The sequence below is a fragment of the Kamptonema formosum PCC 6407 genome (genome assembly GCF_000332155.1).
In the GTDB taxonomy this organism is placed as follows: Bacteria; Cyanobacteriota; Cyanobacteriia; order Cyanobacteriales; family Microcoleaceae; genus Kamptonema; species Kamptonema formosum.
Map to the genome: position 1 here is coordinate 2,701,345 of NZ_KB235903.1, position 14,208 is coordinate 2,715,552.

The following is a 14,208-nucleotide window of genomic DNA, read 5'->3' on the forward strand; positions in this document are numbered from 1 at the left end:
GATTGTTTTTGGCTTAACGCGGATGTGGCGGAATTGGCAGACGCGCCAGATTTAGGTTCTGGTTCCGAAAGGAGTGAAGGTTCAAGTCCTTTCATCCGCATTGTTACAGTCTTTGACACTCCCCGGTCTAAAGACACGGGGATTCTTAAGGAGAAACTTTGGGGGATGAATCCCGCCAAAGTTTAATTCTTAAAGGGTTTGTCAACAACCCACTACTCACTCGCTCAATAATAATTGAGTCTATGGCTACTTTTGATTTTCGGATGATATTTGCCGCGCCATTAACATCGGCATTGATTAACAACCCAGTGCTAGAACGGTAAAGACCTCGTTTAATTCTTTTACCAGACGGTTGCCAATTGTCGGGTTTTTCACCAACTTTCACTGGCAGTAAATCTCGGTCTAAGAAGCTGGCTTTTGATGTGTAAGATTCGTCTTGCTCTACAAATCGCCAACCCCTTAAGTCACACTCTTGCCTGAGCCTATCTTTAACTTTAGCTGTCGGTATTTGGACAAAGTTCTGGTTAGTCTTACCTCCCATATTGACTTCTTGTTTCTGTCCTTTATTCCAACCAAAGACTAGGACGTTAATTTGGCGATCTTCACAATAATCTATGATGGTTCTAACTGCTTTATTGACGGCATCTCTCATCCTTCTGGCGCGAGTTTCTGACAACTGTTGCAGTCTATGAGACGAAAAACCTTTAGGTAGCTTACATTGATCGTGTACTGATTGTACCCGTGCTTTTTCCTTGTTCAACCATTGGTTCCAAGACTTCAATTTGTGACCATCAATAATAAATGGCTTGCCATTACTAGAAGTGCAAGTTAACCAGTTATTGATGCCATGATCGATACCTAAAATTCCCGTTACTTCCAAGCTACAGCTAGGGGCTTGTTTGGTTAGACTTTCGTGTACAAATTCGACCCAAACCTTGCCATTTCTAGGGATTAGTCGAAGTTCTTTAATCTGGCAATCTTTCAAGCGTTCCGGTAAAGTCACCCAGAGAGCATCTGTCCCAAAGTGTTCTTTCCCTTTAGTTCCCAGAGGTAATCTCACCCGATTACCGACTACTTTCAAGGCTTGCCCAGGGTATGAAACTTGGTACATTGCTCCCTTGGTTCTGTACTTGGGCAATCTCGGTTTTTGATTAAGTTCTCCTTTCTTGGCTAACCTTTCTAAGGCTCGGAAAGAGCTAAAGGATTCAGCAACAGATTTGAGGGATTGTTGAGCCACTTGCGAGTAAAGTAAACCGTAATTCTCGTTGGGTTTGGCAATTTTGTACAGGTCTGGGTATTTAATTGCACCTTGGTCTTTGAAGTACTGTTGCCGACTTTCGTAAGTGCCGACATTAAACAGATTATTTGACCATCTTAAGATTTGCTCGACAATGGTTTTGTCAAGTCCCTTTAAATGCCAAACATCTTTTTGCACTGCATACATTAATTTCAACCTCCTTTGATTAATTGTACTATATTTAGAAATATCTAACTGGGAGACTAAAGTCTCCCTCGCCCTTTCATCCCTGGACTAAAGTCGCAGGGTTTTCAGGGTATTTCTTATAAAATTAAAAGTTGCGAGTTCCAAGTGCGATCGCGCTTGGAATTTCTGTTTTTTTTGACTTTATTCATCCAAACTATTAATTCTATAGCAACTGCCAAGATCCTATAAAAAAATATGAGGAGATCGCACCTATCAGAGCATATCTCCTCAACCCAAAACCTCTAAGCAAACCGAATCTTCAAATAATCATCCTCCATCTTAGCACCAGCAGGCTGTAACGCTGCTAAGGCTTGCGGCAATACCAAATTCCGCCGATGATTGCCAATCGTAATATTCAACTCATCCGCTGACTTACTCAACTTAATTTGATCCTTGGCAATTCCCGGTAAATACAGTTCCAAACTATATTGATTCTGATCCTGAACAATTCTTACTGTATTTTCCTTGTAATAAACTTGGCTCGGATCTTCATCACCATAAAGCGTTTCCTTCAACCGATGCAAAGCCGCCAAACCGCACATTTCCTCAGAATAAAGCGGTACTTCCTTCACAGGTAACGGCATAAAATTATCGTGAATCTCCTGCCGATATTGCTGCTGATTCTCCTTCCACCGCTTAAAAAATGGGTCTGTTACTTCATCGGGAATAATCCGATTTGCTACTACCATGTCTGTTGCTACATTGTACAAACTCAAATAAGCGTGAGCTCGCAATGATTCTTTAATTACCATCTTTTCGGGGTTGGTAACTAATCTCACTGAAGTTTGAGTATTATCAGTTAAAACCTTTTCCAAAGCTTCAATCTGTTCGTAAAACTCATAAGGTGCATCCATCACTTCTTTATTCGGCAAAGAAAAACCCGCAATTGGTCTAAAAATTGGTTCAACTAAAGGTCTGAGTGCAACAGAAAGACCTTGCAACGGTTTGTAAAATTTTCTCATGTACCAGCCGCCAACCTCTGGCAAACTTAATAGTCGCAAAGCCGTACCAGTAGGAGCCGAATCGATAATTAAAACATCAAATTCGCCTTCATCGTAATGCCTTTTCATGCGGACTAAGCCAAAAATCTCATCCATTCCTGGCAAAATCGCTAATTCTTCAGCCTGGATGCCATCAAGACCCCGCGCTTGCAAAACTTGAGTAATGTAGCGCTTGACGGCTCCCCAATTTCCCTCTAATTCCATCAAAGCATCGAGTTCAGCTCCCCACAAGTTCGGCTGTACCAGTCGTGCTTCGTGGCCGAGATCCATATCAAAGCTATCTGCTAAAGAGTGAGCCGGGTCAGTGCTCAACACTAAGGTTTTGTATCCCAATTCGGCGCAGCGGAGGCCAGTAGCAGCCGCCACTGAGGTTTTGCCGACTCCGCCTTTCCCCGTCATCAAAATTAAGCGCATGAATTGTTAACCCCGTCTGAGAATTCTTTACATAATTTTACTTTAGCGGGTTTTTACGGGAAACAGGAGTTGTTTGAGTACGTCAAGGCGGGAACAGTTCCAGTAGTCGATGTGAGAGCTAATCAGGCCCTCGGTGTTAAGCTTGAGTTCGCTCCAACCTGGAACCGCAATTCTTGGCTGCCAGGGTACGGGAACAGTCCAGCTTAATGTCCAGCGTGTTTCTATGCGATCTCCGACCTGCGAAATGTTGTGTAAATCTAGTTTTATGTCCTTAAAAAACGTACTCATAAACCCGATCATTTGTTGGTAGCGATCTATGCCTTTAAATCGATTCATCGGGTCTTGAAAGTAAACTTTTTCTGCATAAATGCTATAGGTTTGAGCGGCGGGAAATTTCTTGTAATCTTCTTTTAGTATTTCAATTATATCCATTTTGTTAAGAGTTAGTTGTTAAGTGGTCAGGTATAATTAAACGTAGGGTGGGCGCTCGCCGCCTCAAGAGATGTTTTTCATAGCTATAAATATTTGTCGGCGAGCGCCCACCTTACAATTTATAGCATTTATTTATGTCCACCTACTTAGTTGTTAGTTCAGGACTTACGCACGATCGCAGGATGGCAGGGCGTTACAGATAGTTTTGCATAAGTCCTATAGTTATTGATTTTTAGCACAATTTTGCTGGTAAGTGAAGTACAGAGAAGCCGGGTTTCTTGTGTAAAAACCGATTTGTAAGGGAGAACTATAAAGAAACCCGGTTTCTGGGTTGTACTTTATCAACCTGCAATTTGCTCTATCTTTCACTATCAAAAATGTTCAACAACCATTATATAGCAATCCTAAATGAATCGTAAATTTTTTACCCCACCCCAACCCTCCCCTTGCTAAGGGGAGGGAGTAAGAAATTCACAAATGATTTAGGATTGCTATAGCAATTAGCAATTAGCAATTACCCATTACCCATTACCCATTACCCATTACCCATTACCAATTAAACTTGAGTAACACGAGTAATTCGAGTCCAAGCTTCAATTGTATCCTGCAAAGGTTTCGGTAAGCGATCGCGAACAATATCCGCGTATTGAGTTGTACCCGCCGTACTCGTAAAAGTGACGGTAATAAAATCAGCCGCCCCCGTTGGCGCTGGATAATTCAATTGATTAAAACGAGCTAATTGCTGCCGTTTGAGCAACTCCTGAAACTGTTTCACCTGCTGCATGGAAACCCTGAAAACCTGACGGCCAGAATCATTGGCATTTTCCGGCCCCGCCAGTACGCGCATCAAAGTGCCATCCTCCATCAGCACTGTTTCATAAGTGCGGCCCGTAAAACCACCACTGGCGATCGCCCGAAACACCATACCTTTTGTCAAAGGCGGCGGTAATTGTGCAGTCGGAATCTTCACAGGTTGAAGCGAACTAGCTTGATTTTCTCTACGCAAAACTTTTCCTGTGCGATCGCTACGATAAACCCAAGTTTGGCGGCCGTCAGACAGCACAACTCGCCAACCTTCCACCATCATTTGACCGCACAATTCATCATTTTTAGGCAGTCCCAAACAAGTATTCGGCCAAGTTTGGCGGCTGAATTCCGTAATTTTCAGTCGTCCCGCAGCAATCCCAGTTTCCTTGGACAAATCTTGACGAACAGCACTCGCAACTTGCGCCGGCAATTGATTAGCACCATTTTGCCCAGCTTGCGCCAACTCAGGGTCTACAGACATTAAATTTAATTTATTTACTTCCGGGTTTTCCGGCGATCGCTTAGCACTTACTAAAATTACACGGGGTAAAAGTCCGCGATCGCTTGCTTTTGGCATCACCAGCGGAGCCTGAAATTCATTTTGCCCTAACTCATTTTTCTCTTCCGACTGTGGATATGAGGACGGTAAATTGCCAGCATCAGCATTTGCTGTCTGTATAAACACTGGATACATTTCTAAAGCTAGAATTCCCGTCAATAGCAAAGCTAAGAAAAACGGACTAGGCTGCTTTTCAGGTTGTTTTTCAGCATTTTTCCAGGGATGTTGGGGATTTTTTTTCATAGCCAGCCTCCGCATTACGCCGCACTCAGAAAGCACACAACTCACACAATGTACACAGCTTTAGACTTCACCACCTTACTATTTGGTTCCGCAATCGTAAATAAAGATCCGTAAATTTTTATAATTTAGAGTAAAATACTAATGGCTAAAAAGCTCCCTGTATCAGCATTATTCCTGCTCTCCTAGATAACTAAAACCCCTCTAACTTTTAGCTTCTACTTAACTGAGACGATCATGTCCAACAAAGGGGGTTAAGCCAGATCGGGGTATAACTGTAACCACCTCTACCCCCCTCGTTGCCACAAATCAAATTTTCATCACAAATTTTATCCTCCAAACTACTCCAATAACTGATAGCTTAAATATCAAACATCATCATTGGAGATTAACAGATGGACGCTTTACTCGAAGGCGGCGCAGCTTTGCGCGATCGCGACTATACCCTGATCGTAGATAAAAGCCAAAGTATGTCCATCTCAGACCAAGCAGACGGTAAAAGTCGCTGGGATGTCATGCAGGAGTCCGCCTTAGCACTAGCAGCTCAATGCGAACAATTCGATCCTGATGGCATCACCCTTTACCTATTCGCAGATGATTTTAAACGTTACGACAGCACCACTGCTAGTAAAGTTGCCCAGATATTCCAAGAAAATCAGCCATCTGGCAAAACCAAGCTAGCCCCAGCTCTAAAAGATGCTACAGATAACTACTTTGAGCGTCGAGCTACAGAACGCGCCAAAGCTAACGGAGAAACAATTATAGTAGTCACATCCGGTGAAGTCAACAATCCTCAATCAGTAAAGCAGATAATTATTGATGCCTCAAATCAGTTAGAGCGAGATGAAGAACTCGCAATTTCACTAATTCAAGTAGGCTCCAATCAAACAGCAACAGAATTTTTCAAAATCTTGGACGATCAATTGCAGAGTGCTGGCGCTAAATTTGACATCTGCAACACCGTCACCTTAGAACACATGGAAGATATGTCCTTGACTGACGTGCTACTCAATGCCATTGTTGATTAGTATCTCAATTGCAACTGCGATCGAGTTGAGAAGGGTACTAAGCTAAAATATACTCTGCACGACCGAATATCCTCTATATTCAGGGGAGGGATCGAATCAGTCTTTGGTGTTAAGGGATGTAGGTGTTGCTAGCTGAGGCTTTCTGAGAGCGTCAACTGACGTTCAGTTTAAGATTTTAAATATTGGTACCATAGACTTAGGCTTTCCCATCGAGCTGGAAGTATTGCCTATTTCGGTGAAAAAGTTAAAGTGTTCTTAAAGGCAGGGGATGTGGGAGTAATCTTCACTGATGGCATTATCGAAGCTGAAAATCTTAATGAGGCCCCGTACAACGTCAAGTAGCTAATTGAGGCAATCAAACACAACTTGCCGCGTGGCTATTGAAATCAGATATGTTGTAATTGATGACCTACGACAACATATCGGGCAATATAAGGTCTATTATGACATCACTTTGGTGGTACGTAAGCAAAAATAAGCAGCACAATTCGGATTTAGCAACTATGATTCAGATATTTGGCGACTTCGAGGAGCCGCCTTTCACACAAGAATACTTGATCATCGGATTTTCTCCCAGTTCGTTTCCCCTAAAACAGCGATGGCGAAATAATGGTTTATCTGCTGATTTTCTTGCCGATTATTTAGCAACTTTCTTTCCCGGAAACGAACAGGAACCTGCTAGTATCGAGAAGCAAGTGCAGGTCAAAAGTGCTATCAGTTATGTTGCCAATGAATTGCTAGAAAATGCCATGAAATTTAACGACGAAACCTGCCAGTATCCGATCAGTATTCGCCTCCACCTAGAAAGTGGTAGAGTAGCATTTCTAATGACTAACAGCATCCCTCCCCAAGCCGTTGATAAATTTCAGGCTTACATTCAGGAGTTAACTACATCAGATCCAAATGAGCTATACATTTACCAGTTAGAAAAAAATGCTGCTGACGAAAACTGTACCGCTTCTGGTTTAGGCTTACTGACTATGATCAACGACTATGAAGCTAAGCTGGGTTGGAAGTTCGAGACTGTCCAAAAAGACCCAGAAGTTATTGCCGTAACCACAATGGTGCAGCTAACAGTATAGGCTACTTAAGCTACCTCTAAATTTACAAGGAACTTTAAACGGATGGAGATCAAGACCGAAGATTACCGTATATGTTACGATAAAGCAACTGCAACGATTATTTTACAAGGCGCTCTCCGGCTCAGCGGCATGGAAGAGTACGCGCCTGTGGTACAGTTGCTCAACGATGTTGCTGACTCAGAACCACCCAAAATTGTGCTGAACTTGCAGGAACTAGAATTTCTCAACAGTTCTGGGATCAGTATGTTGTCGAAGTTTGCGATCAAGGTGCGTCAGAAAGGAAACGTTCAGATGCAGATTAAAGGTTCTCAGTCAATCCCCTGGCAAGGAAAGTCTTTGCGGAATCTACTACGTCTGATGCCTACCTTGGAGCTGGAATTAAAATAGAAAGTTTGAGAGGGCGTATGGCTAGTACAGGCTTTCGGCATCAGAGTATTTTTGTCAATGCACAAAGACTGGAAGACAGGTCAAAAGAACCACCATCCAGAGAATATCTGCTTCTGGAAATAGAACAACTGCGCCAGGAACTCCAAGAGATCAAAGCCGAAAAGATGCAGTTGGATATTTTGCTGGAGGCAACCTGTGCCCGCGCTGATGCTGTAGAAGTTTTACTGCATGAATCCCATCAACAACTGCAAGCCGAAATTGCAGAACGCGAACGGGCACAAGCGGCGATGAAGGAGGCTCAAGCAGAACTTCAGTCTGTTCAGGTAACTGTCAGTACAGACAAGGCTGACATGGAAATGATTTTAGAAACAATGAGGGAACACGGCGACTTTCTGGAAAACTTACTGCACGATCAGTGCATTCGCGACCCGGTAACTGGTCTTTTTAACCGCCGTTACTTGAAGGAGTTCCTGACAAGGGAGATCGAGCGCTCCACGCAAGCGCAGCAATCTTTGGGCATTATTATGCTCGACATTGACTACTTTAAGCGTTTTAACGACACTTTTGGTCACGATGCAGGCGATCTTGTCCTGCAAGAATTGAGCCTATTTTTGCAAAGGTGCGTCCACAATTCAGAAATTGTTTGCCGTTACGGAGGTGAGGAGTTTGTCCTGGTTTTGCCAGAGAGTAGCTTGGAAGATGCTTACCAACGTGCTGAACAACTGCGCCAAGGTGTGAAGCAGTTAAATGTAAAATATAACGGTCAGTCTCTTGACGTGATTACTGTTTCTTTGGGGGTAGCTTGTTTTCCAGAGCATGGTAAAACTGGTGCGGAAGCGATCCAAGCAGCAGACGTGGCTCTCTACCGCGCCAAGGCTAAAGGGCGCGATCGCGTTATCTCGGCTAGATCTAGGTTTTAAAGCAACCGCCAAGGTCAGGAAAATCTTCTTAATTGCTCCAACCATTGCTTTTATTGCATTTTCCTTCTGGCGTTATAGATAATTAAAGCCTTTTACCCTTATAAATAACTAATGTTCCTTTCTGCTTTCCGTCTTAGCCTGTGCTTGTGCCTTCCGCCTTAGCCCGTGCTTGTGCCTTCTGGCTTGTGCCTTCCACCTTAGCCTGTGCCTTTTGGCTTTTGGCTTCTGGCTTTTGCCTTCTGCTCTAACTTCATACCAATAGAAACTATGGTAGGGTGTATCACCAACTACAGTGACATATATAATCTTTGTCAAGGCGCAAATTCCAAGACAATGCAGGAAGAACAACTGTCTAAAGAAGAGCTACTTTTGGAGATAGAAAAACTGCGCCAAGAAGTAGAAAACCTGAAAAGGGAAAAAACTGACTTGGAAATTTTGCTGGAAACTACCTCCTTACACTCCGATAGTGTTGAAGCCGAGTTACACGATAAAGCATTAGAGGCGGTACGTGAAGGCGAGGCAAAGTTAGCTCAGTTTCTGGAAGCAATACCCGTAGGAGTAGCTGTGTTGGATGCTACTGGTAAACCCTACTACGCTAATCGCGCCGCCGTGCAATTACTTGGCAAGGGAGTTGTGCCATCAATTACAGTTTACAAAATACCCGACATTTATCAACTTTATGTCGCAAATAGCCCTCATCTTTACCCCGTTGAAGAATTGCCAATATCGCGGGCTTTGAATGGCGAAACCTCAATGGCTGATGATATAGAAGTCCACCAAGGCGATCTGATTATACCTCTAGAAAGTAGAGGAACGCCAATATTTGATAGCAATGGTAAAGTGATCTATGCGATTTCCGTTTTTCAAGACATTAGCGATCGCAAAAAAGCAGAAGCTGAGCGCCAAAGGTTCACTAACGAACTCTTTGAGCTAAATTTGAATTTGGAAAAAGCTCTAGATGCCGAATTAGAACTAACCGATGCTTACGGGCGGTTTGTTCCTCACCAATTTCTCTACTTTTTAGGATATGAAAGCATTGTTGATGTCAAATTAGGAGATCAAGTACAGCAGGAAATGTCAGTGCTGTTTGCTGATATTCGTGATTTCACTTCGCTTTCAGAAACTTTAACTCCAGAAGAAAATTTTAAATTTATTAATGCTTATCTCAGTCGAATGGAGCCTGCAATTACTGAAAATAATGGTTTTATTGATAAATATATTGGCGATGCAATTATGGCTCTATTTAATGGCGAGGCAGATGGTGCAGTTCAATCTGGAATTTCGATGCTGCAAACTCTGGCAGATTACAATCAACAGCGCCAAAATTCGGGCTACGTGCCGATTAAAATTGGGGTGGGGATCAATACAGGTACTTTGATGCTAGGTACTGTGGGTGGACAAAACCGGATGGACAGTACAGTTATTAGTGATGCTGTTAATTTAGCATCTAGGATTGAAGGGTTGACGAAAGAGTACGGGGTGCAAATGTTAATTTCTAACCAAACATTTTCGCGCTTACATAATCCTGCGGATTATTCTATCCGTATCGTTGACCAAGTAAAGGTTAAGGGGAAGTCAGAGTTTGTGACAGTGTACGAAGTATTTGATTCTGACCCCCCAGAAGTTCGAGAAGGTAAGTTAGGAACTTTGAAAAGATATGAGGAAGCTATGTTGCTTTACCATCAGAAGAGCGTGAGAGAGGCGGGCAAACTGTTTGAAGAATGTTTGCAAAAAAACCCTGAAGATCGGGTGTCTCAAATTTATCTAAAACGGTGTCGAGATTGGCGATCCCTACTCAAAGATTTTTAGGCAAGGTAAAGGGCAAAAAAGTTTTCCCTGCTGGATTGTTAAAAAATAAAAAATAAAGTGTTGTGCAAAGTGCCATAATCATCGTAATATTTAAAGTCAAGACTTACATAGTTATGATGTAACGCCGCCCTCTGGGCGGTTAAAGATACCGGCCAGGGCGGCGTTACGGATATTAGTCCTAATAAAGTTAAAAACGATCTGATGGGTATAAAAGAAATGTTAGAAAATTACACCGCTAAGCTTAAAATTCAGCGGATTGGTATATTAGAATTTATTGGTATATTTTGCCTTTGCTGCTTCCTAGTTGTGAGTTGCGGAAAGTCGGCAACTCAATCAGTTAATTCTACAAATACAGAGGCGGGAACGGGAAGAATTACAATTGGTACAACGCTGAAACTGCGGACGATCGATCCTGCTGATGCTTATGAACAAATATCAGGTGGATTGCTTTACAATTTGGGCGATCGCCTCTACACTTACGAGTCGGGAACTACTAAGCTAATTCCACAATTAGCAACAGCAATGCCTAAAATTAGTCCCGATGCTTTAACTTATACTATACCACTACGTCAAGGCGTTACTTTCCATGATGATACGGCATTCAATGCTGAGGCAATGGTATTTTCTCTAGAACGATTTATTAAAAATGGAGGTCGTCCAGCATTTTTGTTAGCTGATGCTGTGGAATCTATTAAGGCCACTGGTGAATTTGAGTTAACAATTAAGCTGAAACAACCTTTTGCTGCTTTTCCTTCCCTACTAGGATTTGCGGGTGCTTGTGCAATTTCTCCTAAAGCTTACGAAATTGGCCCGGGTAAATTTAAACCGGATACTTTTGTGGGAACGGGTCGTTATCAGCTAGCAAAATATGGTAGCGATTCTTTAAAATTAGATGTTTTTGATAAGTATTGGGGGAATAAACCCGCCAATAAAGGAATTGACGTTCAGTTCCTTTCTACGCCTGCAAATTTGTTTAATGCTTTTCGTACAGGTGCAGTAGATGTGGCTTATTTGTCTCTAGATGCTGACCAAATTCGTAACTTGGAAGAGAGAGGTAAAAAAGGCAATTGGCAGGCGATCGCAGCTAAAAGTAATACGGTGAGTTATATGGTACTCAACCTCAAGTCTAAACCTTTGGATAATTTAGCAGTAAGGCAGGCAATCGCCACAATTATTGACCGCCCATTGCTTAACGAACGGGTATTGCGAGGACAAGCGGAACCTCTTTATAGCCTAATTCCTACCACATTTGATGTACAAAAGCCAGTTTTTAAAGAACAGTATCAAGAGGCTAACGCAGCTAAGGCAAAAGAACTTTTGAAGAAGGCTGGGTTCTCGGCTGCTAATCCTGTAAAACTACAAATTTGGTATCCTTCCGCTTCTTCCAAAAGGGCAATGGTGGCGAATACTCTGAAGGCAATTGCTCAACAAAAATTAGATGGGGCGTTGCAAATAGAAGTTAATGGTGTAGAAGCTCCCACTTTGTTTCAAAATCTGGATAAAGGGATTTATCCTTCTGCTTTAGTGGATTGGGTTGCTGACTACTTTGATGCTGACAATTACATTCAGCCATTTCTGAGTTGTAGTAAAGGCTCAGCGGCGGCGGGATGTCAAGAGGGAGCGAGTCAGGGTCAGGGTTCATTTTACTATAGCGATCGCGTGAATCAACTGATTTCTAAGCAGCGACAAGAGCAGAATCCCGCCACCCGCAAAGCTATTTTTGGCGAAATTCAAGATATATTAGCTAAAGATGTTCCGTTCATTCCTTTATGGCAAGATAAGGATTATGTTTTTGCTCAAAAAGGTGTGACTGGTGTTGTTCTAGAACCAACACAATCTTTTCCCTTTTGGCTGCTTGGTAAGCAGTAAGTTAAACGTAGTAAGTTAAACGTAGGGTGGGCGCTAGCCGCAAACAAGCTTATACTTTACCCATATATCATTTGCGGCGATCGCCCACCTTACAAGCTATAGTTAATATTTAACAGTCAATCTTGCTCCTGCTGCTGAAAGAAATAGCCAATAAGATAAAGAGAACCACAAAGGACAGTTAAATCCTCGCCAATCGCAGTATCTAAAGCTGTGAGTAAATCTGGATAAGTTTGACAATGAGATAATGTTGGGCAGATACTTAAAGCTAACTTGGCTAACTCTTCTGGTTCAGCAGAACTATGGTCAGGTACGGGTACTAAATAAAGACGATCGCCTGTTGCCAACACAGCCTTAAAAATATCAGCATGGTCTTTAGTAGAAAGCATACCCATTACCCAAGATTTGCCCTTTTTTTGCGGGTATAAATGAGCTAGAGTATCGACATATTGACGTAAGGCGATAGCAGCGGCTGGGTTGTGAGCGCCGTCAACTAATAGTTTATGATTTCCCCAAGTTGTCCATTGCAGACGACCAGGCCATTTAGTATTTTCCATCCCGTTTTGGATAGCAGTTTCCGAAATTTTCCACCCTTGTTGCTGGAGAATTTGGCAAGTTGCGATCGCGAGGGCTGAGTTCATTAATTGAATTTCCCCTAATAGTGTTAAAGGGTATTTAATTGCGATCGCAGGTGTTGGTAAATTAATGTTAGTATCTGGTTCTGGCTGATATTCTACCCAATTTTCTCCTAAATCTAATGCAGGTTTTGGCCAGATAGCAGGACAGTTTAATTGTTCAAGGCGTTTTTCGATAACTGCTTTAGCTTCTAGAGGTAATTGTCCGATGACAGCAGGGCAATTTTGTTTGAGAATACCTGCTTTTTCACCTGCAATATCTGCTAAAGTTGGGCCGAGAACTTGCCAGTGTTCGCGACTGATGGAAGTGATGATGGAAACGAGAGGAGTTTCGCAGACATTAGTTGCATCTAATCTTCCGCCTAACCCAACTTCTATGACGGCAATATCTACTTCTTTTTCGGCGAAATATAGCCAAGCGGCGGCGGTAAATACTTCAAATTGGGTAGGAGATTCACTATCTTTATTATTAACAACGTTTACTACTTGTAAAAGATAATCTTCTAATTGTTCTGATGAAATGGGTTTTTGATTGATACAGATGCGTTCATTCCAGTCAATTAAATGGGGAGAAGTGTAGCGACCAACTTCATAGCCTGCGGCAGTTAATATGTAAGAAAGATAGGCACAAACGGAACCTTTGCCATTTGTACCTGCGACATGAATAATAGGGATTTTTTGGTGAGGGTTGCCTAATTTATCTAAGAGTTGTTGAATTCTGTCTAGACCGAGATTTACACCGAAGCGTTGATAGGGTTTGAGGATAGAATCTACTTTCATTATCGCACTTCTTTACCAAACTACTGCCCCAATTGAAAAATAATTCCTAAATATTTACGGATTAAGATAAATTAAAGGATTTTACTGATTTTAAGAGCGGACAAAAAATCAGTCGATCGGGGTAATCTATCTTAATCCGTTTTCAGCAATAATTTGATTAATTAGGCAAGGGCTGGTAAATTACTGCCAGGACAAACTAGCGGTAAAATTATCAGCCAATTAGCTCCAAACCTTTCCCATGAGAGGAAACACCATTCTTAATTCGCGCTGCCACTACCATCAGCAGCAAGGCCAAACTGTCGTCAGAGAGACTATCAACCAAGTTCTGCATATCTAGTAAAGACTCTAGTTGCTTTGGCACTGACATCTGGCTGCCATTGCCAAATCCCTCTCCCCCCGTCAGCCGGGCACAGAAGTAAGCGCGGGCTCCCGGCTTAATCTCGTCCATTGCCTCGATTAATTTCCACAGCACCTCAGTAGAGATGCCCGTCTTCCCCCGCCTAAACTCTGAAATATGATTCTCGCTAACGCCTGAAAACTTGGATAACTGTTTCCCAGATATCCCGTAGCGTTCAATAGTCACCCTAAAAAGTTCGGAAATCATTGTAACGTTTTGTGACAAAAATCTATGATTAGCCTTTAACGGTGGTATCGTTCTTAGGTTACTGATTAACAGAGACCAGTAACAGCCAAACAGCTTTAATAACTCAATCAATTATAACTCTGCCCGCATAATGTAGTGTCGGCGCAGTTTTATTTTTCCCT

12 protein-coding genes and 1 tRNA gene are annotated in these 14,208 nt (G+C 42.4%); 7 read left to right on the forward strand and 6 right to left on the reverse strand.

Going from position 1 to position 14,208, the window contains the following annotated elements; translation table 11 throughout:
* Positions 1–18 precede the first annotated feature (18 nt).
* Positions 19–100, forward strand: a tRNA-Leu gene (locus OSCIL6407_RS0116800).
* Positions 101–145: 45 nt separating this feature from the next.
* Here OSCIL6407_RS0116800 and OSCIL6407_RS0116805 read toward each other — a convergent pair.
* The 4 genes from OSCIL6407_RS0116805 to OSCIL6407_RS0116820 all read right to left on the reverse strand — a co-directional run bounded on the left by OSCIL6407_RS0116805 (position 146) and on the right by OSCIL6407_RS0116820 (position 4,939).
* A complete protein-coding gene (locus OSCIL6407_RS0116805; RefSeq protein ID WP_007352842.1) occupies positions 146–1,444 on the reverse strand; it encodes an RNA-guided endonuclease InsQ/TnpB family protein in 1,299 nt (432 codons plus the stop codon).
* 281 nt (positions 1,445–1,725) lie between these two features.
* Positions 1,726–2,898, reverse strand: coding sequence for a TRC40/GET3/ArsA family transport-energizing ATPase (locus OSCIL6407_RS0116810; RefSeq protein ID WP_007352843.1), 1,173 nt, complete (start codon positions 2,896–2,898; stop codon positions 1,726–1,728).
* Between the two features lie 42 nt (positions 2,899–2,940).
* Positions 2,941–3,330 carry a DUF2358 domain-containing protein gene (locus tag OSCIL6407_RS0116815; protein WP_007352845.1) on the reverse strand — a complete coding sequence of 130 codons (390 nt, stop codon included), beginning with the start codon at positions 3,328–3,330 and terminating at the stop codon, positions 2,941–2,943.
* A gap of 556 nt (positions 3,331–3,886) precedes the next feature.
* Positions 3,887–4,939, reverse strand: coding sequence for a hypothetical protein (locus OSCIL6407_RS0116820; RefSeq protein ID WP_007352846.1), 1,053 nt, complete (start codon positions 4,937–4,939; stop codon positions 3,887–3,889).
* A gap of 392 nt (positions 4,940–5,331) precedes the next feature.
* Here OSCIL6407_RS0116820 and OSCIL6407_RS0116825 point away from each other — a divergent pair, with 392 nt between their 5' ends.
* The 6 genes from OSCIL6407_RS0116825 to OSCIL6407_RS0116850 all read left to right on the forward strand — a co-directional run bounded on the left by OSCIL6407_RS0116825 (position 5,332) and on the right by OSCIL6407_RS0116850 (position 12,031).
* Positions 5,332–5,964 (forward strand): VWA domain-containing protein, encoded by a 633-nt coding sequence (locus tag OSCIL6407_RS0116825; protein ID WP_007352847.1) that lies wholly within the window; start codon positions 5,332–5,334, stop codon positions 5,962–5,964.
* Between the two features lie 503 nt (positions 5,965–6,467).
* Positions 6,468–7,046: a DUF6272 family protein gene (locus OSCIL6407_RS0116830; RefSeq protein WP_019487469.1), complete on the forward strand. Its 579-nt coding sequence runs from the start codon at positions 6,468–6,470 to the stop codon at positions 7,044–7,046.
* A 42-nt stretch (positions 7,047–7,088) separates the two neighbouring features.
* Entirely contained in the window at positions 7,089–7,433 is a 345-nt protein-coding gene (locus OSCIL6407_RS0116835; RefSeq protein WP_007352849.1) for a slr1659 superfamily regulator, read from the forward strand.
* Positions 7,434–7,450: 17 nt separating this feature from the next.
* A complete protein-coding gene (locus OSCIL6407_RS0116840; protein ID WP_007352850.1) occupies positions 7,451–8,353 on the forward strand; it encodes a GGDEF domain-containing protein in 903 nt (300 codons plus the stop codon).
* 267 nt (positions 8,354–8,620) lie between these two features.
* Complete coding sequence (locus OSCIL6407_RS0116845; protein ID WP_007352851.1) at positions 8,621–10,162, forward strand: adenylate/guanylate cyclase domain-containing protein; 1,542 nt, start codon at positions 8,621–8,623, stop codon at positions 10,160–10,162.
* 216 nt (positions 10,163–10,378) lie between these two features.
* On the forward strand, positions 10,379–12,031 hold the full coding sequence (locus OSCIL6407_RS0116850; RefSeq protein WP_007352852.1) for an ABC transporter substrate-binding protein: 1,653 nt from the start codon (positions 10,379–10,381) through the stop codon (positions 12,029–12,031).
* A 116-nt stretch (positions 12,032–12,147) separates the two neighbouring features.
* Here the strand turns inward: OSCIL6407_RS0116850 and OSCIL6407_RS0116855 are convergent, their stop codons facing one another.
* Both OSCIL6407_RS0116855 and OSCIL6407_RS0116860 read right to left on the reverse strand, forming a co-directional pair.
* On the reverse strand, positions 12,148–13,443 hold the full coding sequence (locus OSCIL6407_RS0116855; protein WP_007352853.1) for a bifunctional folylpolyglutamate synthase/dihydrofolate synthase: 1,296 nt from the start codon (positions 13,441–13,443) through the stop codon (positions 12,148–12,150).
* 211 nt (positions 13,444–13,654) lie between these two features.
* Complete coding sequence (locus OSCIL6407_RS0116860; protein WP_007352854.1) at positions 13,655–14,047, reverse strand: helix-turn-helix domain-containing protein; 393 nt, start codon at positions 14,045–14,047, stop codon at positions 13,655–13,657.
* Between the last annotated feature and the right edge of the window lie 161 nt (positions 14,048–14,208).